The organism is Rhodococcus sp. NPDC056960 (assembly GCF_042674125.1).
In the GTDB taxonomy this organism is placed as follows: domain Bacteria; phylum Actinomycetota; class Actinomycetes; order Mycobacteriales; family Mycobacteriaceae; genus Rhodococcus_F.
On record NZ_JBHURF010000044.1, the window covers coordinates 1 to 24,637 of the forward strand.

General features: G+C 68.5%; 27 protein-coding genes and 1 pseudogene. 23 read left to right on the plus strand and 5 right to left on the minus strand.

From position 1 onward, the window contains the following. The 4 genes and pseudogenes from ACFTWF_RS41340 to ACFTWF_RS41355 all read left to right on the plus strand — a co-directional run. Window positions 1–123: pseudogene (locus tag ACFTWF_RS41340) on the plus strand (4-coumarate--CoA ligase); the annotation flags it as partial. Window positions 124–167: 44 nt separating this feature from the next. After that, window positions 168–923, plus strand: coding sequence for a phosphoglyceromutase (locus ACFTWF_RS41345; RefSeq protein WP_276140415.1), 756 nt, complete (start codon window positions 168–170; stop codon window positions 921–923). 149 nt (window positions 924–1,072) lie between these two features. After that, window positions 1,073–2,281, plus strand: coding sequence for a sensor histidine kinase (locus tag ACFTWF_RS41350; RefSeq protein ID WP_378466867.1), 1,209 nt, complete (start codon window positions 1,073–1,075; stop codon window positions 2,279–2,281). After that, the gene (locus tag ACFTWF_RS41355; protein ID WP_005251956.1) at window positions 2,278–2,967 is read left to right on the plus strand and encodes a response regulator transcription factor; all 690 of its coding nucleotides are present in this window, start codon (window positions 2,278–2,280) and stop codon (window positions 2,965–2,967) included. Before ACFTWF_RS41350 ends, ACFTWF_RS41355 begins: the two co-directional genes overlap by 4 nt. An 86-nt stretch (window positions 2,968–3,053) precedes the next feature. Here the strand turns inward: ACFTWF_RS41355 and ACFTWF_RS41360 are convergent, their stop codons facing one another. After that, a complete protein-coding gene (locus ACFTWF_RS41360) occupies window positions 3,054–3,392 on the minus strand; it encodes a hypothetical protein (protein WP_378466868.1) in 339 nt (112 codons plus the stop codon). Between the two features lie 69 nt (window positions 3,393–3,461). After that, complete coding sequence (locus tag ACFTWF_RS41365; protein ID WP_378466869.1) at window positions 3,462–4,247, minus strand: hypothetical protein; 786 nt, start codon at window positions 4,245–4,247, stop codon at window positions 3,462–3,464. 66 nt (window positions 4,248–4,313) lie between these two features. Between ACFTWF_RS41365 and ACFTWF_RS41370 the strand changes: the two genes are divergently transcribed. From ACFTWF_RS41370 to ACFTWF_RS41415, 10 genes are all read left to right on the plus strand, one after another. Continuing rightward, on the plus strand, window positions 4,314–5,267 hold the full coding sequence (locus tag ACFTWF_RS41370) for a hypothetical protein (protein ID WP_378466870.1): 954 nt from the start codon (window positions 4,314–4,316) through the stop codon (window positions 5,265–5,267). After that, entirely contained in the window at window positions 5,264–6,547 is a 1,284-nt protein-coding gene (locus ACFTWF_RS41375; RefSeq protein ID WP_378466871.1) for a hypothetical protein, read from the plus strand. The genes ACFTWF_RS41370 and ACFTWF_RS41375 overlap by 4 nt, the downstream gene beginning before the upstream one ends. Before the next feature lie 7 nt (window positions 6,548–6,554). After that, entirely contained in the window at window positions 6,555–7,496 is a 942-nt protein-coding gene (locus ACFTWF_RS41380) for a sugar phosphate isomerase/epimerase family protein (RefSeq protein WP_378466872.1), read from the plus strand. Window positions 7,497–7,587: 91 nt separating this feature from the next. Beyond that, on the plus strand, window positions 7,588–8,229 hold the full coding sequence (locus tag ACFTWF_RS41385) for a MerR family transcriptional regulator (protein WP_378466873.1): 642 nt from the start codon (window positions 7,588–7,590) through the stop codon (window positions 8,227–8,229). Continuing rightward, a complete protein-coding gene (locus ACFTWF_RS41390) occupies window positions 8,226–9,068 on the plus strand; it encodes a thioesterase family protein (RefSeq protein ID WP_378466874.1) in 843 nt (280 codons plus the stop codon). The genes ACFTWF_RS41385 and ACFTWF_RS41390 overlap by 4 nt, the downstream gene beginning before the upstream one ends. Before the next feature lie 36 nt (window positions 9,069–9,104). Further along, entirely contained in the window at window positions 9,105–9,920 is an 816-nt protein-coding gene (gene proC / locus ACFTWF_RS41395) for a pyrroline-5-carboxylate reductase (RefSeq protein ID WP_378466875.1), read from the plus strand. A 125-nt stretch (window positions 9,921–10,045) separates the two neighbouring features. Continuing rightward, a complete protein-coding gene (locus ACFTWF_RS41400; protein WP_005258384.1) occupies window positions 10,046–10,282 on the plus strand; it encodes a helix-turn-helix domain-containing protein in 237 nt (78 codons plus the stop codon). A 220-nt stretch (window positions 10,283–10,502) separates the two neighbouring features. After that, window positions 10,503–10,604, plus strand: a complete 102-nt coding sequence (locus ACFTWF_RS41405; protein WP_003402602.1) for a 30S ribosomal protein bS22 — start codon at window positions 10,503–10,505, stop codon at window positions 10,602–10,604. 198 nt (window positions 10,605–10,802) lie between these two features. Beyond that, window positions 10,803–11,846, plus strand: a complete 1,044-nt coding sequence (locus ACFTWF_RS41410; protein WP_378466908.1) for an NAD-dependent epimerase/dehydratase family protein — start codon at window positions 10,803–10,805, stop codon at window positions 11,844–11,846. Then, window positions 11,843–12,862 carry a lysophospholipid acyltransferase family protein gene (locus ACFTWF_RS41415; RefSeq protein ID WP_378466876.1) on the plus strand — a complete coding sequence of 340 codons (1,020 nt, stop codon included), beginning with the start codon at window positions 11,843–11,845 and terminating at the stop codon, window positions 12,860–12,862. Before ACFTWF_RS41410 ends, ACFTWF_RS41415 begins: the two co-directional genes overlap by 4 nt. 27 nt (window positions 12,863–12,889) lie before the next feature. Here the strand turns inward: ACFTWF_RS41415 and ACFTWF_RS41420 are convergent, their stop codons facing one another. Beyond that, entirely contained in the window at window positions 12,890–13,876 is a 987-nt protein-coding gene (locus tag ACFTWF_RS41420; protein WP_378466877.1) for an HAD family hydrolase, read from the minus strand. Between the two features lie 179 nt (window positions 13,877–14,055). Between ACFTWF_RS41420 and ACFTWF_RS41425 the strand changes: the two genes are divergently transcribed. From ACFTWF_RS41425 to ACFTWF_RS41465, 9 genes are all read left to right on the plus strand, one after another. After that, window positions 14,056–14,316, plus strand: a complete 261-nt coding sequence (locus ACFTWF_RS41425) for a glutaredoxin family protein (RefSeq protein ID WP_378466878.1) — start codon at window positions 14,056–14,058, stop codon at window positions 14,314–14,316. 233 nt (window positions 14,317–14,549) lie between these two features. Continuing rightward, window positions 14,550–15,311 (plus strand): redox-sensing transcriptional repressor Rex, encoded by a 762-nt coding sequence (locus tag ACFTWF_RS41430; RefSeq protein WP_378466909.1) that lies wholly within the window; start codon window positions 14,550–14,552, stop codon window positions 15,309–15,311. Beyond that, a complete protein-coding gene (locus tag ACFTWF_RS41435) occupies window positions 15,308–16,744 on the plus strand; it encodes a glutamyl-tRNA reductase (RefSeq protein ID WP_378466879.1) in 1,437 nt (478 codons plus the stop codon). Before ACFTWF_RS41430 ends, ACFTWF_RS41435 begins: the two co-directional genes overlap by 4 nt. After that, window positions 16,741–17,706, plus strand: a complete 966-nt coding sequence (gene hemC, locus ACFTWF_RS41440; RefSeq protein WP_185725200.1) for a hydroxymethylbilane synthase — start codon at window positions 16,741–16,743, stop codon at window positions 17,704–17,706. Before ACFTWF_RS41435 ends, hemC begins: the two co-directional genes overlap by 4 nt. A 75-nt stretch (window positions 17,707–17,781) precedes the next feature. Next, window positions 17,782–19,347 carry a uroporphyrinogen-III synthase gene (locus ACFTWF_RS41445; RefSeq protein WP_378466880.1) on the plus strand — a complete coding sequence of 522 codons (1,566 nt, stop codon included), beginning with the start codon at window positions 17,782–17,784 and terminating at the stop codon, window positions 19,345–19,347. A 78-nt stretch (window positions 19,348–19,425) separates the two neighbouring features. Next, the gene (hemB, locus tag ACFTWF_RS41450; RefSeq protein WP_378466910.1) at window positions 19,426–20,400 is read left to right on the plus strand and encodes a porphobilinogen synthase; all 975 of its coding nucleotides are present in this window, start codon (window positions 19,426–19,428) and stop codon (window positions 20,398–20,400) included. A 28-nt stretch (window positions 20,401–20,428) separates the two neighbouring features. Further along, window positions 20,429–21,034, plus strand: a complete 606-nt coding sequence (locus ACFTWF_RS41455) for a hypothetical protein (RefSeq protein WP_378466881.1) — start codon at window positions 20,429–20,431, stop codon at window positions 21,032–21,034. 256 nt (window positions 21,035–21,290) lie between these two features. Beyond that, window positions 21,291–21,773, plus strand: a complete 483-nt coding sequence (locus ACFTWF_RS41460) for a hypothetical protein (RefSeq protein WP_378466882.1) — start codon at window positions 21,291–21,293, stop codon at window positions 21,771–21,773. Next, on the plus strand, window positions 21,770–22,111 hold the full coding sequence (locus ACFTWF_RS41465; RefSeq protein WP_378466883.1) for a hypothetical protein: 342 nt from the start codon (window positions 21,770–21,772) through the stop codon (window positions 22,109–22,111). Before ACFTWF_RS41460 ends, ACFTWF_RS41465 begins: the two co-directional genes overlap by 4 nt. Here the strand turns inward: ACFTWF_RS41465 and ACFTWF_RS41470 are convergent. Next, window positions 22,043–23,989, minus strand: coding sequence for an acyl-CoA dehydrogenase (locus ACFTWF_RS41470; protein ID WP_378466884.1), 1,947 nt, complete (start codon window positions 23,987–23,989; stop codon window positions 22,043–22,045). The genes ACFTWF_RS41465 and ACFTWF_RS41470 overlap by 69 nt on opposite strands. A gap of 60 nt (window positions 23,990–24,049) precedes the next feature. After that, window positions 24,050–24,547 carry a hypothetical protein gene (locus ACFTWF_RS41475; protein ID WP_378466885.1) on the minus strand — a complete coding sequence of 166 codons (498 nt, stop codon included), beginning with the start codon at window positions 24,545–24,547 and terminating at the stop codon, window positions 24,050–24,052. Window positions 24,548–24,637: the final 90 nt, after the last annotated feature.

Below are 24,637 nucleotides of genomic sequence, written 5' to 3' on the forward strand. Positions count from 1 at the left end.
GCCGAGCGGGTCTCCCCGCACAAGAAGGTCCGCAAGGTCGAGTTCATCGACCTCGTCCCGAAGTCCGCCGCGGGCAAGATCCTCCGCAAGGATCTGCGGGCGAGCGAAGCCGGCCGGAGCTGACGGCAGGGGGTTCACGGCGCGAGGGTTCCGGGAGGCATGCCAGGATGAACGGCATGAGTACCGGAACCCTTGTGCTGCTCCGCCACGGCGAGAGTGAATGGAATGCGCTCAACTTGTTCACCGGCTGGGTGGACGTCCACCTGACCGATAAGGGCATCGCCGAGGGCAAGCGCGCCGGCGAACTGCTGCTCGAGCACAACCTGCTCCCCGACGTGCTGTACACGTCGCTGCTGCGCCGCGCCATCAGCACCGCCAACATCGCGCTCGACACGGCTGATCGGCACTGGATTCCCGTCATCCGCGACTGGCGGCTCAACGAGCGCCACTACGGCGCCCTGCAGGGACGCAACAAGGCGCAGGTCAAGGACAAGTACGGCGACGAGCAGTTCATGCTGTGGCGCCGCAGCTACGACACCCCGCCGCCGACGATCGAGCCGGGCAGCGAGTACAGCCAGGACACCGATCCGCGCTACGCGAACCTCGACGAGGTCCCGCTCACGGAGTGCCTGAAGGACGTCGTCGTCCGTCTGATCCCGTACTGGGAAGACACCATCTCCGCCGACCTGAAGGCCGGCAAGACCGTTCTGATCACCGCGCACGGCAACTCGCTGCGCGCCCTGGTCAAGCACCTCGACGGAATCTCCGACGAGGACATCGCCGGACTGAACATCCCGACGGGCATCCCGCTGCGATACGACCTGGACGAGAACCTGAAGCCGCTCAACCCCGGTGGCACGTACCTCGACCCCGAGGCGGCCGCCGCGGGCGCCGCCGCGGTCGCCAACCAGGGCGGGAAGTAACCCGTGCGGTCGGCCGGATGTCCCGTTCGCGGGACGTCCGGCCAACGGCAGGTTAACTGCGCACGAAGAGTCCGGTTCCCGAGTGTGACGTGCGCGGAAATGCCTGGACCCTGCGTAACCGGGCCGCCGTGCGAACGTACGATTCAGGCGTGAGTGTTGTTCAAGCCGTCTTGCTTGCCATCGTGGGCGGTTTCGTCGGTTACCTCGTCGGTGGCGTCCTGATCCCGATGCTGTCCACCCGGCAGGCGCAGCGGATGGAAGAGACTTCCGGACTGACGATGTCGCAGGTGCTCGACCTGATCGTGCTGGCGTCGGAGAGCGGCATCGCCGTCGTCGACCAGTTCCACGACGTCGTCCTGTTCAATCCCCGTGCGGAGGAACTGGGTCTGGTCCGAAACCGGCTCGTCGACGACCGCGCCTGGGTCGCGGCGCTCCGCGTCCTCGAAACCGGTGAGCCGGTCGAGGTCGACCTCAGCACGAAGAACCCGCAACGGGGACGCGACCGGATCGCGGTGCGCGGCACCGCCCGGCTGCTCAGCAAGGAAGACCACAACTTCGTGGTCCTGTTCGCCGACGACGACTCCGAGCAGGTGCGCATGGAGGCGACCCGCCGCGACTTCGTCGCCAACGTCAGCCACGAACTCAAGACACCGGTCGGCGCGATGGGCCTGCTGGCGGAGGCGCTCCTCGAATCGGCGGACGACCCCGAGTCGGTGCGGCACTTCGGTGAACGCGTACTCAGTGAATCCGTCCGGCTCGGCAAGATGGTGACCGAACTGATCGCACTGTCGCGGTTGCAGGGCGCCGAGAAACTGCCCGACCTCGGGGCCGTCTCGGTCGACGAGGTGGTGGACGAGGCCCTGCAGCGCTGCAAGATTTCCGCGGAAGCCGCCGGCATCGCCGTCACCACCGACCACAACAGCGGCTACGAGGTGCTGGGCGACCGCGCCCTCCTCGTCACCGCGCTCTCCAACCTGGTGCAGAACGCCATCGCCTATTCGCCGAAGGGAACCCCGGTCTCGGTGAGCCGGTCGATCCGCGGCGACAACGTGGCGATTTCGGTGACCGACCGCGGCGAAGGCATCGCCAAGGCCGACCAGGAGCGGGTGTTCGAACGATTCTTCCGCGTCGACAAGGCGCGGGCGCGGGCGACCGGCGGGACGGGCCTCGGCCTCGCGATCGTCAAACACGTGGCCGCCAACCACAACGGATCCATCGACCTGTGGAGCAAGCCCGGAACGGGTTCGACCTTTACCCTGCAGATACCTGCACACATCGAGACAGTGGACACGAACGGCGCGGACGCCAACGGCGGACACGTCGGGAAGAGAGAAACCGGTATGGAGGCCAAGCGATGACAAGTGTGCTGATCGTGGAAGACGAGGAATCTCTGGCCGACCCATTGGCATTCCTGCTTCGCAAGGAAGGGTTCGAGACGACGATCGTCGGCGACGGACCGTCCGCGCTCGCCGAGTTCGACCGGGCCGGTGCCGACATCGTCCTCCTCGACCTCATGCTGCCCGGCATGAGCGGAACCGACGTCTGCAAGCAACTCCGCAGCCGGTCCGGGGTCCCCGTCATCATGGTGACGGCGCGGGACAGCGAGATCGACAAGGTGGTGGGCCTCGAGCTCGGCGCCGACGACTACGTGACCAAGCCGTACTCGGCGCGGGAACTCATCGCGCGCATCCGCGCGGTCCTGCGCCGCGGTGTCGACAGCGAACTCGACGTCGCGCAGGATTCGGCCGTCCTCGAAGCCGGACCCGTCCGGATGGACGTCGAGCGGCACGTGGTCCAGGTCAACGGAGAGGCGGTCACGCTGCCGCTCAAGGAGTTCGACCTCCTCGAGTACCTGCTGCGGAACTCGGGCCGGGTGCTCACCCGTGGGCAGTTGATCGACCGGGTGTGGGGTGCGGACTACGTGGGCGACACCAAGACGCTCGACGTCCACGTCAAGCGACTGCGGTCGAAGATCGAGACCGACCCGGCCAAGCCCGAACACCTCGTCACCGTCCGCGGCCTGGGTTACAAGCTGGAGGCCTGAGGCGGCGCGGATCCGCCACGGTTGCAGACGAATTCGTCAGCCGCGCAGGAAATTTCCTGCGCGGCTGACGAATTCGTGGGCGTTTGTCAGAACGGGTTGTACACGTAGACACCGCGGAACGGTGCCGAGATGACCTGCGTGATGGCGTGCTCGCGACCCTGGTCGTCGAACTGCCTGCAGTAGACCGCGACGTAGTGTCCGTCGCCCTTGCATTCGATGACCCGGCCGGTCCCGTACGGGCTCAGCACGAGCGCCCGGTCCGCCTTGTCGCCGAAGGCGCCCGGATCGAAGGGTGCGACGAAGTTGGCCGTCTTGTCGTAGAAGGTGTTCCAATCCGGGGTGGGATCGGCGGACGCCGTCGGCGCCAGGGCAAGGGTCGTTGCGGCGGCGGTCAGCAGGGCACCGGTCAGAATTCGAGCGAACATGATCTCTCCCATCATGGCTGTGCCCGGAAGCGGGCCGTGCATGGGAAATCGACCGGTGGGTCTGATGCGTTACCGGGCAGCCTGCTCCTGCGCGGCCACGGTGGCCGGGTGAACGGCGATCAATCCGAGCCCCGCCCGGCGCTTGCACAGCTTCGCCAGCTCCGCGTACGCGGCCTTGCCGAGCAGCTCGGTCAGTTCCGGCGCATACGACTGCCAGACGGCCTTGGCGCCCACGTGGGCGTCGGGGGAGCCGGAGCAGTACCAGTCCAGGTCGGCGCCGCCCTCGCCCCAGCCCCGCCGGTCGTACTCGCTGATGGTGGTCTTGAGGATCTGCTCGCCGTCCGGCCGTTCCACCCATTCCTGGGTGCGGCGGATCGGGAGCTGCCAGCACACGTCGGGCTTGACCTCGAGGGGCTCGATTCCGCGCTTGAGGGCCATCGAGTGCAGCGCGCACCCGACACCGCCCTCGAAACCGGGACGATTCAGGAAGATGCAGGCTCCCTGATAGCGGCGGGTGCGCAGCGCAGGTTCGTCCTCGAGGTCGTCCTCCTCGATGTACCCCTTCTTGCCGAGGCCCTTGTCCATGAACTGCCAGTCCTCGGGTGTGAGCATCTTCACTGACGCGTTCAGCTTCTCCAGATCCTCCTCGTCGGAGAGGAAGGCGCCGTGGGAGCAGCAGCCGTCGTCCGGGCGGTCGGCGATGATGCCCTGGCAGGCGGGGGTGCCGAACACGCAGGTCCAGTGGGAGAGCAGCCACGTCATGTCCGCGGCGATGATGTGTTCGGCGTTGTCGGGGTCGGGAAACTCGACCCATTCACGAGCGAAGTCGAGGGGTACTTCAGGGCTGGGCTTCATCTTGTGTGAACGCCCTGCTTTACGTGCTGTCACAAAGCCCGACGGTAGACCCAGTACCGTGTCAATGTGCGACTAGGGGTACTCGACGTCGGAAGCAATACCGTCCATCTGCTCGTAGTGGACGCCCACAGGGGCGGCCACCCCACACCCATGAGTTCGACGAAGTCGACTCTGCGGTTGGCGGAGAACACCGACGACCGGGGTGACATCACCTCCCAGGGTGCAGATCGCCTGGTCACGACGGTGGCAGACTTCGCCAGCATCGCGAGGACCTCGGGGTGCGGGGAACTCATGGCCTTCGCCACGTCCGCCGTGCGCGACGCCAACAACTCCGACGACGTGCTCACGCGCGTGCACACCGAGACCGGGGTGACGCTCGAGGTGCTGTCCGGTGTCGACGAGGCCCGGCTGACGTTCCTCGCCGTGCGCCGCTGGTTCGGGTGGAGCGCAGGCCGCATCCTCAACCTCGACATCGGCGGCGGATCGCTCGAGTTGACGACGGGCGGCGACGAGGACCCGGACGTCGCGCTGTCGCTGCAACTCGGCGCGGGCCGCCTCACCCGGGACTGGCTCGAGGCCGACCCGCCGGGGAAGCGCCGGGTGTCGGTGCTGCGGGACTGGCTGGACGCGGAACTGACGGTCCCGTCCAAGGAGCTGCGCGCCGCGGGGCAGTGGGATCGGGCCGTCGGCACGTCCAAGACGTTCCGCTCGCTGGCCCGGCTGACCGGCGCGGCACCCTCCGGCGCAGGCCCGCGGGTCAAGCGCACCCTCACCGCCAGCGGTCTCAGGCAACTCATAGCTTTCATTTCGCGGATGACGGCCTCGGACCGTGCAGAATTGGAGGGGGTGAGCTCCGACCGGTCGCAGCAGATCGTCGCCGGAGCACTCGTTGCGGAGGCCAGCATGAGAGCACTGGGTGTAGAGGAACTGGAAATCTGCCCCTGGGCGCTGCGCGAGGGTCTGATCCTCCGCAAGCTCGACACGGAAATGGGCGGTGAATTGATGGTGGGTGCTCGATGACCGAGGACAGTCAGCAGATCTCTGTATCGGAGCTGCTCAAACGCAACGGACAGCAGGTGGAGTCCCGGGGCGGGCGACGTCGTCGTGGTGTCAAGGGCGGTATCTCCGTTGCCGAGCTGACCGGTGAGATTCCGGTGGTCCGCGACTCCTCCGAGTCGCGGGCGCTCGAGCCCGAGGCGGAACCGGAGCCTGCTCCTCCTGCCGCCCCGGAACCGGCGCAGAAGCCGGCTCCGGCCGCGCGACCGGCCCGCGCCGACGAACGCACCGCGGCCTTCACGGCGCCGGTCGACGAGGACGACGACGAGGACGACGACGAGCCCATCGCCAGTCGCCCCGCCGGCCGTGGCCGCGGAGTGGTGTCGGGCGGGACGTCGCGCGATCACCAGGGAACCTGGGTCAGCCGGGCCGCCCGGCCGCAACCCCCGACACCCGAGGCCGCCCCGTCCACGCCTGTGGCCACCGCGGCGACCCCGGTCGTGAAGAAGCCGGAGCCGGCACCGACCGTCGCCGCTCCCCGCGTGAAGCCGGCACCGAAGACAGACAGTCCGGCGCCGGCCGAGCCGGTGAAGTCGGCAGCGCCGACGAAGCCTCCAGCCCCGACGAAGCCGGCGACCCCGACAAAGCCCGCGGTCCCGGCGAAGCCCGCAGCGCAGGCGAAGCCCGCGACACCACCGATGCCCGGAGCGACCGCGAAGCCGGGCACCGCCGCCCCGGCGAACGGCGCCACGAAGGTCGCGACGGCGCCGAAGCCCGACGGTCCCGCCAAGGTCGAGCCGGAGCCGGCGCTGCTGTCCGGGTCGACGCTGGCGGGCGACCTGATGCGTCAGTCCCGGGACAAGGATGCGGCGAACGCAGCCGAGGAGACGGACCTCCTCGAGGCCACCCCCGACAAGGCGGAGACCGGGGCACCCGAGACCGATACGCCCGAGAGCCCTCGCCGCTCCCGCAAGGAGGCGAAGGCCGAGAAGGCGGAGGCCGCGAAAGCGGAGAAGGCCGGCAAGGGCGAGGGCGCCGAGAACTCGACGCGCGAGTGGGCCGTCCTCATCGGTCAGGGTGTTGTCGCCGTGATCGCCGGGGCCCTGCTCTTCAAGGGCTTCGAGAAGCTGTGGGACGTCTTTCCGTGGGTGGCGCTGATCCTGGCGCTGCTCGTCATCGTGGGCCTGGTTGCGATGGTCCGCATCCTGCGCCGCACCGACGACATCACCAGTTTCGTGATCGCCGTCGTGGTCGGGATGATCGTCACTCTGGGGCCACTCGCCTTCATGCTCGCGTCGGGCTGAGTTGCTCATGGTCGGGGACGGTGGGTACGAGCAGCTGCGACGGGCACCGCGCGGGCGGAAAGTGCTCGTGGGCCTGTCGACGGCCTCGGTGTACCCGGAGAACACCGAGGCGGCCTTCCGGTACGCGGCCGATCTGGGGTACGACGGCGTCGAACTGATGGTGTGGGCCGAATCGGTCAGCCAGGACATCGGGGCCGTCGCTGCGCTGGTACGCAAGTATGCGATCCCGGTGCAGGCGATCCATGCGCCCTGCCTGCTCATCTCGCAGCGTGTGTGGGGCGCCGACCCGGTCGCGAAGCTGGAGCGTTCCGTCCGCACCGCCGAGTCGCTCGGCGCGACGAGCGTCGTGGTGCATCCGCCGTTCCGCTGGCAGCGTCGGTACGCCGAGGGGTTCGCCGATCAGGTGGCAGACCTGGAACGTCGCAGCGACGTCATCGTCGCGGTGGAAAACATGTTCCCGATGCGGGCCGACGGTTTCTTCGGGAGTAAGGAGCGGTCGGCCGAGAGGCTCCGCCGGCGAGGTGGACCCGGGGCGGCGCTGTCGGCGTTCAGCCCGTCCTACGACCCCACCGATTCGGGGCACGCCCACTACACCCTCGACCTGTCGCACACGGCCACGGCCGGGATGGACGCGATGAAGCTGGCGGAGCGGATGGGTGAGGGTCTCGCGCACCTCCATCTCGCCGACGGCCGCGGTGCGTCGATGGACGAACACCTCATTCCCGGGCACGGTGCCCAGCCGTGTGCGCAGTTGTGCCGTCATCTCGTCGACACCGGCTTCGACGGTCAGGCGGTGATCGAGATCAACACTCAGAACGCTCGGACGCAGCGGGAACGGTCGTCGATGCTCGGGCAGGCGCTGGCGTTCGCCCGGGAGCACCTCGAACCGGGCCGGGCCGCGTCCGGGTCACCGCGCGGCCACTCCGGCGGCGATCACGACGGCGCCTGAAATCTCTGTGGTGTTCATCCTGCGGTAAACTCGTGTCCATATTGGATAGTATGGATATCCAATATGTGGTCGAGATGCCGAAGGAGTGGCAGTGCGCGTTTCCGAGCTGGTCGCCCGGACCGGTGTTCCACTCGCGACGGTGAAGTACTACCTGCGCGAGGGGCTGCTCATGCCCGGCGAGGCGACGAGCGCCACGCAGGCCCGGTACGGCGAGGAGCACATCCAGCGCCTGGGACTCGTCAAGGCGCTGGCCGGCGCCGGACTTCCCATTCCGCGCATCCGCGAGATCCTCAGGCTCGTCGACCACCCCGACGGCTCGCTGTTCGAGGTGCTCGGTCAGGCCATCGCACAACTGCCGCCGTACCTCGACGGGGCTGCCGGCGACGGTGACGTCGACGAGTTTCCCCGGGCCCGGGCCGCCCTCGAGCGGCTAGGACAGGTGTACGACCCGTGTTACGTCGCGGTCGGTCAGCTCGAACGGGCACTCGAGGGACTCGAGGAAGCCGGGATCCCGATGACGGACGAACGGCTCGAGGCCTACGGGCGACACGTGCGGGGGATCGCCGAGATCGACATCGGACTGATGCCCACCGACTCGGCCGAGGACGCCATCCGCTACGCGGTGCTCGGCACCGCCATCTATGAGCCGGTGATCGCCGCGATGCGCCGGCTCGCACATCAGGACGTCGCGCAGAAGCGTCTCCGGAACTCCGAAGAACAGGATCAGCAGTGAGCTCAACCCCGTTCCACGACCTCAACGTCCTCAACGCTGTCGGCGACGGGGCCTACGAGGCGTCGATCGACCCGATCTGGACGATCGGTCCGAAGGTGCACGGCGGTTCGATGATGTCGCTCTGTGCGGCCGCGGCCCGCGCACGACTTCTCGGCGAGACCGGCGACGCAGAACTGTCGCGGGTGCAGCCGCTGGCGGTCGGTGCCAACTACCTGTCCGCTCCCGACCCCGGCGCGGTGACGCTGTCGACGACGCTGCGCAAGCAGGGCAAGCAGGTGTCGTTCGTCGACGTGGAGCTCCGGCAGGGCGACCGGGTGGCGGTCCACGCGTCGGTGACGCTCGGCGTCCCCGACGTGGGGGAGCCGCAGTACAGCGGAGACCACGCGCTGACGCGGCTGCCGGTCGAACCGCCCGCCGACGCCATCGTCCTCACCGCCGACCACCCGATGGGGCAGATCGTCCACGTGGCGCAGGGCTGCGACATGCGGGTGGACGGGACGTCGGCGCACTTCCTCACCGGCAGTCAGGGTGAACCCGAGGTGCGCATGTGGGTGCGGCCGCGTGAAGGCGACGAGAACGACCCCGACACGGCGGCCCTGTTCGCGATCATGACCGGTGACATCAGCGCGCCCGTGACGATGAACCGGGGCATGTTCGGCTGGGCGCCGACGGTCCAGCTGACCACCTACCTGCGCAGGCAGCCGGCGCCGGGCTGGCTGCGGGTGATGGCCAGCAGCACGGTGCTCGGCGGCGCGTGGTTCGAGGAGGACCACACCGTCCTCGACTCGACGGGGGCGATCGTCGTGCAGAGCAGGCAGCTGGCGATGATCCCCCGCTAGGAAGCCGCTGCAGCGCGTCGTGGCAGGCTGTTCGCCATGACGAGAATTGCGGTAATCGGTGGCGGCAAGATCGGCGAGGCACTCATCTCGGGGCTGATGCAGGCGGGCCACGCGGTCAAGGATCTCGTGGTGGCCGAGCAGCACCCGGTGCGCGCCGACGAGCTCGCCGCGGCGTATTCGGTGCGGGTCACCACCCCCGCGGATGCCGCCGAAGGCGCCGACGTCATCGTGATCGCCGTCAAGCCGGGTGACGTGGAGGCAGCCCTCACCGAGGTGTCCAAGGTGGACCTCGACGGCGAGCGGGAACAGCTGCTCGTGTCGCTCGCCGCGGGTATTCCGACCGCCTTCTACGAGACGCGACTGCCTGCCGGGTTCCCGGTGGTCCGGGTCATGCCCAACACGCCCATGCTGGTCGGTGAGGGCGTCAGCGTGCTCGCTCCCGGCAGGCACGTGAAGAAGGAGCACCTCGACCTGGTGCGCGGCGTCCTGTCGTCGGTCGGCAAGGTCGTGGTGGTCCCCGAGGCGCAGATCGACGCCGTCACCGCCGTCTCCGGCTCCGGTCCGGCCTACTTCTTCCTGGTCGCCGAGGCCATGATCGACGCCGGTGTGGGGCTCGGGCTGACCCGGGCTACCGCATCCGAACTGGTCGTCCAGACCATGGTCGGCTCCGCGGCGATGCTCGATCGGTCAGGGGAGAGCGCCACCGAACTTCGTGCCGCGGTGACCTCGCCCGGCGGAACCACCGCGGCGGCGATCCGGCAGCTGGAGGGAAACGGACTCCGAACAGCCTTTTTCGATGCGCTGGAAGCGGCGAAAATTCGATCCGCCGAACTCGGCACGACGACCGAATGAATATTCGATTGCCCACACCCGTCGCAGTAACCCCATCCGTCCCGCTAAGCTCGAAGTAGCACGTGCGTGTCTGTTCCGCCGGAGGGGAAGCCGGCGGCGCGAGACGTGCCGGAGGTAAGTGGTTGATGACGTCTGCAAAAAAGCCGTCCAAGGGCTCGGCCCCGGACGGACAACCGGCACTGGCCGGAACGCAATTTCTCACCGTCGCCGAGGTAGCGACGCTGATGAGAGTGTCCAAGATGACTGTGTATCGGTTGGTGCACAGCGGCGAACTGCCCGCCGTCCGGGTGGGCCGTTCGTTCAGAGTGCATGCGAAAGCAGTGCACGACTACCTCGAGACCTCGTACTTCGACGCCGGTTGACCGATCGGCACGAAGAGGGTTCGGTGGTTGCACCGGGAGCGGTGCGACCTCGGTTTCTCCCGGGCGGACCCGCACCGGTACGATTAGCGACTGTCGTACCAGCCAGCTGGTGTCGTAAGGCGCTGAGCTAGTTAAAACGAGGCCCAGGCGCCAGAGTGGCGCAGGCGTACGTGACCGGCGTGCGCAGGAACGCTAGAGAAGAACGTGAGGGACACCCGCTATGGGTTCAGTGATCAAGAAGCGACGCAAGCGCATGTCGAAGAAGAAGCACCGCAAGCTGCTTCGCCGCACCCGAGTGCAGCGCAGGAAACTCGGTAAGTAAAGAGTCGCGTCTGGATGCCCGTCACCTGAGGTGGCGGGCATTCGTCGTTTCCACCTCCGGTCCCGCCGATTCGGCGCGTGACCAATTGTCGTTGCGCGAAGCGCCATCCCCCTCCTGCACGTATCGTTGACGTCACTCGCTACGTGATCGGGGGTTCTTGTGGTTGTGAGTGACGAAGACAGTACTACGCGAACGGCGGTGCCGCGCGTCGTGCTGGTCACTGGGGCAAGCAGATTCCTGGGTGGATATCTGGTCACCCGGCTCGCTCAGAATCCGGCGATCGAGCGGGTCATCGCGGTCGACGCGGTGTCGCCGAGCAAGGACATGTTGCGCCGCATGGGCCGCGCCGAGTTCGTGCGCGCCGACATCCGGAACCCCCTCATCGGCAAGGTGATCCGCAACGCCGAAGTCGACACCGTCGTACACGCGTCCACGCTGGCGCGCCCGCCGAAGTCGGGTAGCCGCGCGGCGATGAAGGACATGAACGTCATCGGTGCGATGCAGTTGTTCGCCGTCTGCCAGAAGGCGCCGACCGTACGGAAGGTCGTGCTGCGGTCGGCCTCCGTGGTCTACGGCTGCAGCGCCAAGGATCCGGCGAAGTTCACCGAGGAGATGAGCGCCCGGCGGCGTCCCGCGGGCGCCTACGCGCGGGACTGCATCGAGATCGAGGGCTACCTCCGGGGAATGGGGCGTCGGCGTCCCGACATCGGTGTGTCGATCGTCCGCCTCGCGCCGCTGGTCGGGCCGCGCCTCAACGCGACGGTCGCGCAGTACCTCACCTCACCCGTGGTGCCGACGATTCTCGGACGCGACGCGCGCCTGCAGGTGCTCCACGAGGAGGACGCTCTCGCCGCACTGGAGCGGGCGACGGTGTCGGGTCCGGCGGGCACGTTCAACGTCGCGGGCGACGGCGTGGTGATGATGTCGCAGGCCATCCGGCGTGCCGGGCGGATCGAGGTCCCGATGCCGTTCGGGCTGTTCCGCAATCTCGGGCGCGCACTGATGGGGCCGGTGATGCGGTCGTACACCACCGAACAACTCGAGTACTTCCATTTCGGTTGCGGACTCGACACCACTCGCATGCGAACCGAACTATCCTTCGAGCCACGGTGGACCTCGATGCAGGCGCTCGACGACTTCGCGCGCGCGGCCGGCGTCAAGGCGATCATCAAGAACGAATGGGTCGACGCAGCAGAAAACGCACTACTCGCTCTTACCGGCACGGCGAAAGGGGAGAGGTGAACGAAGTGGCGAAGGTCATTCCGCTGCACGGTGCGATTGCCGCGCGCGGGGCCGCTATCGGACGTTCGAGACGTGAGCAGAGCGAGAGCCGACATCCGTCCGCGATGCCGCCACCTGCCGTGATCACCCCACCCGAGCCCGTCACCGAATCTTCGGCCGTCGACGCCGTCCGGCACGCCCTGGCCGAGCAGATCGTCAACACCGCCGAATTCGTGCGCCGTCGGCTGTCGGGCGACTATCACGTCGACGACTTCGGCTACGACCCGCACTTCGCCGAGAACGTGTGGCTCCCGATCCTGCGGCCGCTGTTCGACAAGTGGTTCCGCGTCGAGGTCAGCGGTCTCGAGAACATCCCGACCACCGGTGGGGCTCTGGTGGTCGCCAACCACGCCGGTGTCCTCCCCATCGACGGTCTGATGACGTCCGTCGCCGTCCACGATCACCATCCGGCGCACCGGCCGTTGCGGATGCTGGCCGCCGACCTGGCGTTCGAGATGCCGCTGGTGGGCGGTGTCGCCCGCAAGGCCGGGCACACCCTCGCGTGCCATCCGGACGCCGTCCGCCTGCTGCAGGACGGCGAGGTGGCGGCCGTGTTCCCCGAGGGCTTCAAGGGCATCGGCAAACCGTTCAGCGAACGCTACAAGCTGCAGCGCTTCGGCCGTGGCGGGTTCGTCTCCGCCGCCATGCGCACCGGTGCGCCCATCATTCCGTGCTCGATCGTCGGATCCGAGGAGATCTACCCGAAGATCGGCGAACTGGGGACGCTCGCCCGGCTGCTGGGGATGCCGTACTTCCCGGTGACCCCGCTCTTCCCGCACTTCGGGCCGCTCGGCCTCGTGCCGCTGCCGTCGAAGTGGTACATCGAGTTCGGCAAGCCGATCGTCACCGACACGTACGACGCCTCGGCGGCCGACGACCCGATGGAGCTGTTCGAGGTCACCGACCACGTTCGGGAGACCATCCAGCAGACGCTGTACCGGCTCCTCGCCAAACGCCGGAACGTGTTCCTCGGCTGAACTCTGCTCCGGGCCGAACCGCCGCCCTCAGGCCGCCTGTTCGCGGCGGCGGGCGACGATCGCGGCCAGTGCACCGCCCGCGGCGCCGAGGAGCAGCGCCGTGGGGACACCGATCTTGGCGGCCTTGCGTCCGGTCCGGAAGTCGCGGATCTCCCAGCCCCGGTTCTTCGCGAGCTCGCGAAGATCCGTGTCGGGATTGATCGCGACCGCGGTGCCGACCAGTGACAGCATGGGCACGTCGTTGTGGCTGTCGGAGTACGCCGTGCAGCGTTTGAGGTTGAGACCCTCGCGTACGGCCAGGGCGCGTACGGCGTGGGCCTTGCCGAGGCCGTGCAGGATGTCGCCGACCAGTCGTCCGGTGAACTGTCCGTCCTCGCTCTCGGCGACCGTGCCGAGAGCGCCGGTGAGGCCGAGGCGTTTCGCGATGACCTGGGCGAGTTCGACCGGGGTGGCGGTGACGAGCCACACCTGCTGGCCGGCGTCGAGGTGCATCTGCGCGAGGGCGCGGGTGCCGGGCCAGATCTTGTCGGCGATGACCTCGTCGTAGATCTCCTCACCGAGCCGGGCGAGCTCGGCCGTGGACCGTCCGGCGACGAACGAGAGGGCCTTCTCCCGGCCGGACGCGACGTCGTCGCTGCTCTCCTTGCCGGTGACGCGGAACTTGATCTGCTTCCAGGCGAAATCGACGAGGTCGGACGTCTTCAGATACTTGCGGGCGGCGAGGCCGCGTGCGAAGTGGATGATCGACGCGCCCTGGACCATCGTGTTGTCGACGTCGAAGAACGCGGCGGCCGTCAGGTCGAGGGGAATGTCGTGTTCCTCGACCGCGATGTCCTCGCCGGCTGCGACGTGGAGTGCGAGGGCCGCGTCGGCGCTCGCCTCGCCCGCGACATTGGCACGTACCTCGGCCTCGCTGGGTCCCAGCGGATTCCTGAACTGGCGTCGGCCCGGGAGGATTATCCCCGCCAGACCTGAACCGAAACCCGAGCCGTTCGGTAGTGATCGCGCAGGCACTCGCACCTCCCGTTTCGCAGAAGCCTCTGGGAGCAGCCTATCCCCCGAGTCCGGGACGGGGCGGGTGGATGGCCGCCCGGAGGGAACTGTGTGACGTTCATCTCCGAGGCGATTGGCGTCACCGCACCCGGAAACGGCACAGTGACTCCACCGGAGACGGTGAAAGGAAGTGACGAGGCATGTGCACGAACGGACACGAGGTGACGCTCCTCACGCGGGCGGGGTGCGGTGCGTGCGCGCCGGCCCGCGAGCGGCTGCTGGTTCTGTGCGAGGAGTTCGGGCTGGAACTGACGTGCATAGACGTCGACGAGGCGGCGGCCACGGACCCCGAACTGAGGGCCGAATTCGGTGACCGATTGCCGGTGGTGATGCTCGACGGACGTGAGCACAGTTACTGGGAGGTCGACGAAGAGCGCCTTCGTTCCGATTTACGCAAGTAAGGGAACCCTAAAAGGGTGATCTTCCGATGCCGTGCAGGTAGGACCGCATGTCGCGCGGTCGCAGCGACTTTGTGCATGGGTTCACAAGCAGTTACCGTGGTGTGAACAATTCCCCGGAGCATCGTGAAGAACGGCATCGAAATGCCGGTCGGACGAGGAGCCAAGCCGTGACCGAAACGCACCAGACGCATGGGTCTGTGGCCCCTGGCGTCACGGGCGCGGTCGGGCGGTCTGTGGTCGGTTCCCCGGCCCCCTCGGTCGCCGGTGCGTCGCCGCTCCCCGAATCGCGGGACATCCCCCAGGCTACGGTGACCCGCCTCGCGACCTACCTGCGGGTCCTCGGAGTGCTGTCGGAACGCGGCACGATCATCGTCTCCAGCGAGGAACTCGCCGCCGCCTCCGGTGTCGGCTCCGCGAAGCTCCGCAAGGACCTTTCCTTCCTCGGGCCCAACGGCGTGCGCGGCGTCGGGTACGACGTGACGCGACTCCGAGCCCGTATCGAGCGCGCGCTCGGCCTGGATCGTGGACACAAGGTCGTGCTCGTCGGCGTCGGGAACCTCGGCCAGGCCCTCGCCGGCTACGGCGGCTTCGGCCGCCGCGGGTTCTCCATGGTCGGACTGTTCGACAGCGACCCGGCCCGGGTCGGTGCGCCGGTGGGCGACCTCACCGTGCGGCACGTCGACGAACTCGAGCGGGCCTGCGCCGAACTCGAAGCCACCATCGGTGTCATCTCGACGCCGGACGAGGCGGCACAGGAGGTGGCGGACCGACTGGTCCGCGCCGGACTGCGCTGCATCCTCAGCTTCTCACCGACCTCACTCGACGTCCCTGATCACGTCGAGATGCGCCGCGTCGACCTCGCCGTCGAAATGCAGGTTCTCTCGTTCAACAGCGCACGCAACACGGAATCGGTACCCACCGCTCCCCGCGTGCGCATCGGACATGCTGCTGTCCCGTCCACCGCACCAAGAAACGGATCAGTGATCGCGCCGTGAGTGTTCTGCTTGTCGGGGTCTCGCACAGGACGGCCCCGGTGCCGGTTCTCGAGCGGGTGGCTGTCACCGACACCGATCGCCCGAAGCTGACGGACAAGCTTCTGGCGTCGTCGCACATCTCGGAGGCGATGATCGTCTCCACCTGCAACCGGGTGGAGATCTACGCCGTCGTCGATGCGTTCCACGGTGCGCTAACCGAGGTCGGCGAACTGCTCGCCGACCACTCCGGACTCGATCTCACGGACCTGCACCGGCACGCGTACGTGCGGTACAGCGAAGCCGCCGCCGAGCACCTGTTCGCCGTGGCCAGCGGTCTCGACTCGATGGTGATCGGCGAGCAGCAGATCCTGGGCCAGATCCGAAGCGCGTATGCGTCGTCCGACGCTCAGCAGGCGGCGGGCCGCACCCTGCACGAACTCGCGCAGCAGGCGCTGCGCGTCGGTAAGCGGGTGCACTCGGAGACGGGCATCGACTCCGCGGGCGCCTCCGTCGTGTCCGTGGCCCTCGACCGGGCCGCCGAAATCGTCGGGACGGGCGGACTCGCCGGACGCACCGCCGTCGTGGTCGGCGCCGGATCCATGGGCGGGCTGTCGGTCGCACACCTCACCCGGGCCGGGATCGGCCGCATCATCGTCGTGAACCGCACCAAGGAGCGTGCGGAGCACCTCGCCGACACGGCCCGGTCCAACGGCGTCGCGTCGGAGGCCCTCGAGCTGAGCGAACTGACCACGGCGATGGGGCAGGCGGACGTCCTCGTGACCTGTACCGGCGCGGTCGGCGCCGTCGTCACGCTCGCGGACACCCACCGCGCGCTGGCACAGCCCGGCCGCGACCCCGAACGACCGCTCGTCATCTGCGACCTCGGACTGCCCCGCGACGTGGAGCCCGCCGTGTCGGGTCTGCCCGGGGTCACCGTCCTCGACATGGAGTCGCTGCAGCGCGATCCCGCCGCCGGCGCGGCCGCATCCGACGCCGACGCCGCCCGGACCATCGTCGCCGCCGAACTCGCCAACTACCTGGCAGGACAGCGGCTGGCCGAGGTCACGCCGACGGTCACGGCACTGCGCCAGCGCGCCGCCGACGTGGTCGAAGCGGAACTGATGCGACTCGATTCGCGCCTGCCGGGACTCGACGATCCCGAGCGCGACGAGGTGGCCCGCACCGTCCGGCGGGTGGTCGACAAACTCCTCCACGCGCCCACCGTCCGGGTGAAACAGCTCGCGTCCGCGCCCGGCGGCGACTCCTACGCCGCTGCCCTGCGCGAACTGTTCGAACTGAGCCCCGGATCCGTCGAGGCCGTCGCGAAGCCCATGGACCTCGGAACCACCGACCTCGGTGCCATCGACATCACCGACGGCTTCATCGCCGGCCAGGACCCGCGCCTGCGCCGCTTCGTCACCGACGACAACCACGGGAAGGAATCGCAGGCATGAGCGCCGTAGGCACCCGTACTCTGCGGATCGGAACCCGGGGGAGTGAGCTCGCGACCACCCAGGCCGGCACGGTGCGCGATGCACTGATCTCGGCCGGGCACGACGCCGAACTCGTCATCATCAAGACCAAGGGCGACCAGTCCATGGAATCGGTGGAGAAGATCGGGGTCGGGGTCTTCACCGCCGAACTGCGCGAAGCGCTCGCCGACGGACGCGTCGACGTGGCCGTCCACTCCTACAAGGACCTGCCGACCGCCCGCGACGAGCGGTTCACCATCGCCGCCATCCCGCCCCGGGAGGACCCGCGTGACGCGCTCGTCGCCCGCGACGGACTGGTGCTCGGTGAGCTGCCCGCCGGTTCGAAGGTCGGAACGTCCGCACCGCGACGCACGTCGCAGCTCCGGGCGCTGGGCCTCGGCCTCGACATCCAGCCGCTGCGCGGCAATCTGCAGCGCCGGCTCGGCAAGGTCGAGTCCGGCGAACTCGACGCCGTCATCCTCGCGCGGGCCGGGCTGGCCCGGATCGGCCGACTGGACCTGATCACCGAGTCGATCGAACCGGTCCAGATGCTGCCCGCACCCGCGCAGGGCGCGCTCGCCGTCGAATGCCTGTCGGCGAACACCGCGCTCGTCGCGATCCTGTCCGAGCTCGACGACGCGAACAGCCGCGCCGCCGTCACCGCGGAACGCGCGCTGCTCGCCGAGCTCGAGGCCGGTTGCACCGCGCCCGTCGGCGCCATCGCCGAGGTCGTCGAATCGCTCGACGACGACGGCCGCATCTTCGACGAACTGTCCGTCCGAGGCTGCGCCGCGGCCATCGACGGTTCCGACGTCATACGCACGGGGGCCGTGGGCTCCCCGGAGAACGCCGAAGAACTCGGCCGCTCCGTCGCGCGGGAGCTTCTCGAGCTCGGTGCGCGGGAGCTGATGAATGTCACCGAGGCCGGTGATGCCGATGTTTGATGTGCGAAGGCCGACTGATCGGCCGATCCGCTTCCCGTACCCATCTCGACACATGATCGCACTGGAGAATTACCGATGAGCCGAGTCCGTAAGAACACCCCCGGACGAATCCTGTTCGTGGGATCCGGACCGGGCGATCCGGCACTGCTCACCGTGCACGCACGGGACGTCCTTGCCGCAGCGACCCTCGCCTTCACCGACCCCGACGTCGACAAGGGCGTTACCGCTCTGGTGGGCACCGACCTGGGCGTCGACGCCGAGACCGGTGAACCCCTCGCCGAGGTCCGTCCCGCACTGGGTGAGCCGGCGGAGGTCGCGAAGACCCTCGTCCACGAGGCGCGGAACGGCCACGACGTCGTGCGCCTGGTGTCCGGCGACCCGCTGACCACCGACTCCGTGATCGCCGAGGTCACCGCCGTCGCCCGCACCCAGGTGCAGTTCGAGGTCCTGCCCGGACTGCCGTCCTCGTCCGCCGTCCCGTCCTACGCCGGAATGGCGCTGGGGTCGGGGCACACCGAGGCCGACGTCCGCGGTGAGGTCGACTGGGCCGCACTGGCCGCCGCGCCCGGACCGCTGGTCCTGCACGCCACGTCGGGTCACCTCGCCGAGACGGCGAGCGCGCTCGTCGAGCACGGCCTGGCCCCGCAGACCCCGGCCGCCATCACCGTCCGCGGCACCACCCGCCAGCAGCGCACCGTCGAGGCCACCCTCGCGACGCTGAACGAGGCCGGGTCCGAACTGGTCGGTTCGCTGGTCGTGACGGTCGGCAAGGTCGTCGCCCAGCGCAACAAGATGTCCTGGTGGGAGTCGCGCGCGCTGTACGGCTGGAAGGTCCTGGTGCCCCGCACCAAGGATCAGGCAGGCGAAATGAGCGACCGCCTCGTCACGCACGGCGCCATCCCGATCGAGGTGCCGACGATCGCCGTCGAGCCGCCCCGCAGCCCGGCACAGATGGAACGGTCCGTGAAGGGCCTCGTCGACGGCCGCTACCAGTGGGTGGTGTTCACCTCCACCAACGCGGTGCGCGCCGTGTGGGAGAAGTTCGAGGAGTTCGGGCTGGACGCCCGCGCGTTCTCCGGCGTCAAGATCGCCTGCATCGGTGAGGCCACCGCGGCCAAGGTGCGCTCGTTCGGCATCAACCCCGAACTCGTGCCGTCCGGTGAGCAGTCGAGCGAAGGCCTGCTGGCCGAATTCGCTCCGTACGACGACGTGTTCGACCCGGTCAACCGGGTCCTGCTGCCGCGCGCCGACATCGCCACCGAGACGCTGGCCGAGGGCCTGCGCGAACGTGGCTGGGAGATCGACGACGTCACCGCGTACCGCACCGTCCGGGCTGCGCCGCCGCCGGCCGAGACCCGCGAGATGATCAAGACCGGTGGGTTCGACGCCGTCTGCTTCACCTCGTCCTCGACGGTCCGCAACCTCGTCGGCATCGCCGGCAAGCCGCACGCGCGCACCCTCGTCGCCTGCATCGGTCCGAAGACGGCGGAGACGGCCATCGAGTTCGGCCTCCGCGTCGACGTGCAGCCGGAGACCGCTCAGGTCGGCCCGCTGGTGGAGGCTCTCGCCGAGCACGCCGCCCGCCTGCGCGCGGAGGGTGCACTGCCCCCGCCGCGCAAGAAGTCCCGCGCTCGGCGATAGGCGCTACGCGCCTGTGCGCCTTTCTGGTTGCTCCCACGACCAAAAAGGCGCACGGGCCCGACGAAGGAGGGCATGTCCTTGTTCCCGACCCACCGACCGCGCCGGCTCCGCCGCACTCCGGCCCTGCGCCGGCTCGTGGCCGAGACTTCGCTCGAGCCACGGCATCTCGTGCTGCCGATGTTCGTCGCGGACGGTATCGACGAGCCTCGTGAGATCTCGTCGATGCCCGGTGTCTTCCAGCACACGCCCGACTCGTTGCGGCGGGCTGCGACGGAGGCGGCGGAGGCGGGGCTCGGCGGGCTCATGCTCTTCGGGGTGCCGCGTCCCGACGACAAGGACGCCGAGGGCTCGGGCGCATCCGACCCGGACGGCATCCTCAACCGTGGATTGCGCTGGCTCGCAGACGAAGTCGGTGATGCAACGGTCATCATGGCGGACACCTGCCTGGACGAGTTCACCGATCACGGTCACTGCGGTGTGCTCGACGCCGAGGGCGCGGTGGACAACGACCTCACGCTGCAGCGGTACGTCGACATGGCGGTCGCGCAGGCCGAGGCCGGCGCCCATCTGCTCGGTCCGAGCGGAATGATGGACGGCCAGGTCGCCGCCATCCGGAAGGCCCTGGACGAGGCGGGCCACACCGACGTCGGTCAGCTCGCCTATTCGGCGAAGTACGCGTCGGCGTTCTACGGGCCGTTCCGTGAAGCGGTCGGTTCGTCGTTGCAGGGTGATCGCCGTACGTACCAACAGGATTCGGCGAACCGCCGGGAATCGTTGCGTGAGGTGGACCTCGATCTCGACGAGGGCGCCGACATGGTGATGGTGAAGCCGGCGATGTCGTACCTCGACATCCTGCGGGAGACGGCGGACCGCTCGCCGGTCCCCGTTGCGGCGTATCAGATCTCGGGGGAGTACTCGATGATCACGGCCGCCGCGCAGAACGGCTGGATCGACCGCGACGCCGCCGTCCTCGAATCGCTCACGAGTATCCGCCGCGCCGGTGCGGACGTCGTCCTGACCTACTGGGCCACCGAAGCGGCGGGCTGGTTGTGATCGCGGCGACGGCGGATACGGTGGTGCCATGACCCAGCAGTGGCCGCCGACACCGCCGCACCAGGCCCCGCAGCAGCAGGGCCCGGCGCCGCAGAATTTCCCGTACCCCCCGCCGGTGCCACAGCCGAAGCCCGAGCGTCCGGCTCCGGTCGACGTGGGCACCGCAGCCCAGTTGCTGTGGGCCGTGGCCGGACTCGGTCTGATCCAGGCGTTGGCCGCGATAGTACTGGTGGTGGGGGAGAAGTCGACGTTCGTCGACGAGCTGATGAACAATCCCAGTGTCACGTCGGGTGAGGTCGACATGAGCCGCGACAGCGTGGAGTCGCTGTTCTACGTGGGCATCGGGTTCACGGTCGTGCTGATCCTGATCCTCACCGGGCTCTTCGTGCTGTTCGTGCACTTCATGCGCAAGGGCAGGAACTGGGCCAGAATGCTGCTCACCATCGCCTGCGTGATGATGGTGGTGTGGACGGTTCCGGTGCTCTTCGGCATCGGATCCGACGGCAGCGGCACCGCACTCGCGCTCGGCGGGGTGCAGATCCTTCAGGCCGTGGTGGCCGTCGGTGCCGTCGTACTGATGCACCGCAAGGACTCGAACAGTTACTTTTTGAGGCTGCCGCCGTCCGCGGAGTAGCTTCGATTTGCTCGTGACGCATAAAGATGTACCGTGAAGTGCGTCACCAGGGTAGACGACAGACTTCATATCGACCGAAGGGCTTAATCTCCATGCGCGCTGACGATCGAGCACACGGGTCTCGCAAAGAAGCACTGATGTTCGCCATCATCGTGGCTTTCGTTCTGCTGACTCTGTTGCTCGTCGTCATCCCTGGTGTCCTCTCCTGACGAGCCCTACGTTTTCCTCCCGGGGCACGATGTCGCAGGATGAGCGGGTGACCGAACCGGCAGTGTTGTTCAGCGAACCCGGCGCCCGCTGGCGGATGGTGGCGTTCGGCCCGGTGCTCTGCCTGATCGCCCTGATCATCGAACTGCTGACCGGCCCGGTGGTGCACTGGTTCGCGCTGTCGCTGTTCGCGGTGCTGCTCAGCGGGTTCGTCTATGTGCAAGTGATCGCGGCCCGGAGGCACGCCAGCGTCGAACTCACGTCGTCGTCGCTGCGGCAGGGCACCGAAGACCTGCCGATCACCGAGATCTCGAAGATCATGCCCCCCGCCGACCCCGAGGCGTACGAGCAGCAGCCGTGGGAGACGGCCCGGAGTCTGGGCGAGCTGTCCGCGGTTCCCCGGCGACGCACCGGAATCGGGCTCCGACTGCGAGGCGGCGCCCTGGTGCAGGCCTGGGCGAAAGATGACGACGGACTCCGCGCGCAGCTCGAAAGCCTGCTCGCCAAGTCGGCGGGCGGGTCGGCGGAATGAACCGCCGCGCCGTGGTGGCGGCTGCCGAGTGGATCGGCGCCGTGGTGGGCGTCGTTCTCGCCGTGTGGTGCTGGAACCACGCGCAGGTCACGTCGGAGTTCGGGCCCGTGGCTCCGGGCGCGCCCTCGTTCGAGGGAACCGCGTATTCAGGATCGTGGATCGCCGTCGCCGCCGGACTCGTCACGGTCGCAGGACTGCTGGTGATCGATTCGGTGCGCCGGTTCCGGGCCGGCCCGGCGGGCGAACCCGCCGAGCCCGCACCGGACGAGTCACCGGAAGATCTGGGTCTTGCGGACGGTGTCGGTCCCGGGACCGTCGAGCATCGCGGAACCGAGTAGCGCCTCGGGCACCCCGAGGCCCGCGATCAGTGTCTCCGCATGTGGCCGCAGCGACCGGCATCGTTCGTTGATGCCCCGCTGCACCGCCTTCGAGCGCTCCACCGACAGCTGCCGGTGTTCCATGAACCACGCCTTGTCCTCGTCGATGACGCTCAGCGCGTAGAGGTCGCAGACGTCGCCGAGCAGGTCGCGGGCCTCGTCGTCCTCGCATTCGTCGATACCGGCGACGAACGCCTCGAGCACGATCCGGTCGATGTGAGCCTGCGCGGCGTGCAGCACGTGGTCCTGCACGAAGTTGAAGGCGTCGAACGGGTTCTCCTCACGCTTCTGCGCACCCTGGAGCCGGCGGGCCGCGGTCGAGAGCAGGTACTGCTCGCGGTCCTCGAACATGGCGAGCTGTGTGCCGCGGTTGAAGAGGCTCCCGTCTTCCTCGTTGTCCTGCCGGGTATCGAGGATCGTCTGGATGATCTGCTGTGCGGCGGTGCGCTTCTTCACGACGTCGGACACCGTGGTGGCGGCGAAGCGCATCCACTCGACGGGGCTCATGCCGCGCACCTCGTCCGCGTAGGACGTGAGCAGTTCCTTGGCGACGAGCTGGGTCAGGACGTGGTTGTCGCCCTCGAACGTGGTGAACACGTCGGTGTCCGCCTTCAGCGCGGTGAGACGGTTCTCCGCCATGTACCCGGCGCCGCCGCACGCCTCGCGGGCCTCCTGGATCGCGCGAGTGGCGTGCCAGGTGTTCGCGACCTTGAGTCCGGCGGCGCGGCCTTCGAGTTCGCGCTGCTCCTGCGCGTCGGCGTCGTCGCTGCTCTGGATCTCGTGCATCTTGGCGACGAGCTCGTTCTGGGCGAACTGCAGGGCGTAGGACCGGGCGATCAACGGGAACAGCCTGCGCTGATGCACCAGGTAGTCCATGAGCAACACCTCGTCCTCGGCCTTCGGTGCATTGAACTGCCTGCGCTGCAACGCATACCGGGTGGCGATCGACAGGGCGACGCGCGCGGCGGCGCCGGCGGACCCACCCACGGTGACGCGTCCCCGCACGAGGGTGCCCACCATCGTGAAGAAGCGGCGGTTCGCGTTGTCGATGGGTGAGGTGTAGGTGCCGTCCGGCTCCACGTCGGCGTACTTGTTGAGCAGGTTCTCCCGCGGAATCCGCACCTGGTCGAACGTGATTCGGCCGTTGTCGACGCCGGGGAGCCCGCCCTTGTAGCCGCAGTCCGACGTGTGGACGCCGGGGAGGTCGTTGCCGTCCTCGTCCCGGATCGGCACCACGAAGCAGTGCACGCCCTGGGATTCGCCGCCCGTGATCAACTGCGCGAACACGGCCGCCATCGTCGCGTGCTGCGCCGCGCCGCCGATGTAGTCCTTGCGTGAGGACGGGGTGGGGGAGTGGACGACGAATTCGCCCGCATCCGCGTCGTACGTGGCGGTCGTCTCGAGCGCCTGCACGTCGCTGCCGTGCCCCGTCTCGGTCATCGCGAAACAGCCCAGCAGATCCAGGTCGATCAGCCGCGTCACATAGGCCTCGTGATGGCGCGCGGTGCCGAGGTTCTCGATCGCGCCGCCGAACAGCCCCCATTGCACCCCGGCCTTGACCATCAGGGACAGGTCGGACATCGCGAGCATCTCGATGCTCGTGACGGCGGCGCCGGCGTCACCGGTGCCGCCGTGCGCTTTCGCGAATCCGTCGGCGGCGTAACCGTTGCTCGCGAGCAGACGCAACTGCGCCAGGGTCTTCGCGCGGGCCTCGTCGAGGTCGGGGGTGTAGTGCGGTGCGAAATCGGGGGTGCCGGACAGTTCCGCCCGGACGCGCTCGCGCACCTCGCGCCAGCGTCCGTCGAGTGTGCTTCTCAGGTGGTCAGCTGTGGTGGCCATGACTCGACACTAGCCGCCGCGGTGAGGCGAGCGATGTGAGTCGAGGCACGGGACCGGTGATCAGGGCACGTCGAACGTGCCGAAGCCCGGGAGCAGCGACTGCGGGTACTCGGCCGGCGCCGTCGTGCTGACGACGATTCGTCCGGCGCCGGTGGCCACATCGATCTCCGGGCGAGGCGAGTCGGTCGAGCCGACGGTGCCGATGGGGATCGTGGCCGCGCCACTCGCTCCGGTGTTCACGTTCAGCCAGTTCACCCGCACGGCGTTGGCCCGCATGTTGTTGCCCGGCCCGGGTATGCAGGTCTGCGCACTGATCGGATTCAGGACGTAGCACTCGCTCACGGTGCGCAGCAGAACGACTCCGGGAGCGCGGCCCGTGACCGCCTCGACCGTGAAGTAGGCCGCCAGAAGCGGACTCGTGCCGATGGGCGGAACCTGGAGCGTCGTCACGCGCTCACCCGGCTGGGGCGCGGGGGCTGCGGCGGCGATGCCCGTGCCGGTCACGGCCGCCGCCGTTGCGATGCCGATACCGACGAGAAGCATTCGTGCTCTACGCATCTGCGACCACCTTCCTCCGGCCGACCGTAACACCGGCGGTGCGTGCCGCACTCCGCAATGCGCCGTTCGCCGTGTCGGACCACCGGACTT

Excerpts from the sequence above, each read along its gene's own strand:
- ACFTWF_RS41345 (WP_276140415.1), top strand. The coding sequence starts at position 168 with ATGAACGGCATGAGTACCGGAACCCTTGTGCTGCTCCGCCACGGCGAG.
- ACFTWF_RS41355 (WP_005251956.1), top strand. The coding sequence starts at position 2,278 with ATGACAAGTGTGCTGATCGTGGAAGACGAGGAATCTCTGGCCGACCCA.
- ACFTWF_RS41360 (WP_378466868.1), bottom strand. The coding sequence starts at position 3,392 with ATGTTCGCTCGAATTCTGACCGGTGCCCTGCTGACCGCCGCCGCAACG.
- ACFTWF_RS41365 (WP_378466869.1), bottom strand. The coding sequence starts at position 4,247 with ATGAAGCCCAGCCCTGAAGTACCCCTCGACTTCGCTCGTGAATGGGTC.
- ACFTWF_RS41375 (WP_378466871.1), top strand. The coding sequence starts at position 5,264 with ATGACCGAGGACAGTCAGCAGATCTCTGTATCGGAGCTGCTCAAACGC.
- ACFTWF_RS41380 (WP_378466872.1), top strand. The coding sequence starts at position 6,555 with ATGGTCGGGGACGGTGGGTACGAGCAGCTGCGACGGGCACCGCGCGGG.
- proC (WP_378466875.1), top strand. The coding sequence starts at position 9,105 with ATGACGAGAATTGCGGTAATCGGTGGCGGCAAGATCGGCGAGGCACTC.
- ACFTWF_RS41400 (WP_005258384.1), top strand. The coding sequence starts at position 10,046 with ATGACGTCTGCAAAAAAGCCGTCCAAGGGCTCGGCCCCGGACGGACAA.
- ACFTWF_RS41405 (WP_003402602.1), top strand. The coding sequence starts at position 10,503 with ATGGGTTCAGTGATCAAGAAGCGACGCAAGCGCATGTCGAAGAAGAAG.
- ACFTWF_RS41425 (WP_378466878.1), top strand. The coding sequence starts at position 14,056 with ATGTGCACGAACGGACACGAGGTGACGCTCCTCACGCGGGCGGGGTGC.
- hemC (WP_185725200.1), top strand. The coding sequence starts at position 16,741 with ATGAGCGCCGTAGGCACCCGTACTCTGCGGATCGGAACCCGGGGGAGT.
- ACFTWF_RS41445 (WP_378466880.1), top strand. The coding sequence starts at position 17,782 with ATGAGCCGAGTCCGTAAGAACACCCCCGGACGAATCCTGTTCGTGGGA.
- ACFTWF_RS41455 (WP_378466881.1), top strand. The coding sequence starts at position 20,429 with ATGACCCAGCAGTGGCCGCCGACACCGCCGCACCAGGCCCCGCAGCAG.
- ACFTWF_RS41465 (WP_378466883.1), top strand. The coding sequence starts at position 21,770 with ATGAACCGCCGCGCCGTGGTGGCGGCTGCCGAGTGGATCGGCGCCGTG.
- ACFTWF_RS41470 (WP_378466884.1), bottom strand. The coding sequence starts at position 23,989 with ATGGCCACCACAGCTGACCACCTGAGAAGCACACTCGACGGACGCTGG.
- ACFTWF_RS41475 (WP_378466885.1), bottom strand. The coding sequence starts at position 24,547 with ATGCGTAGAGCACGAATGCTTCTCGTCGGTATCGGCATCGCAACGGCG.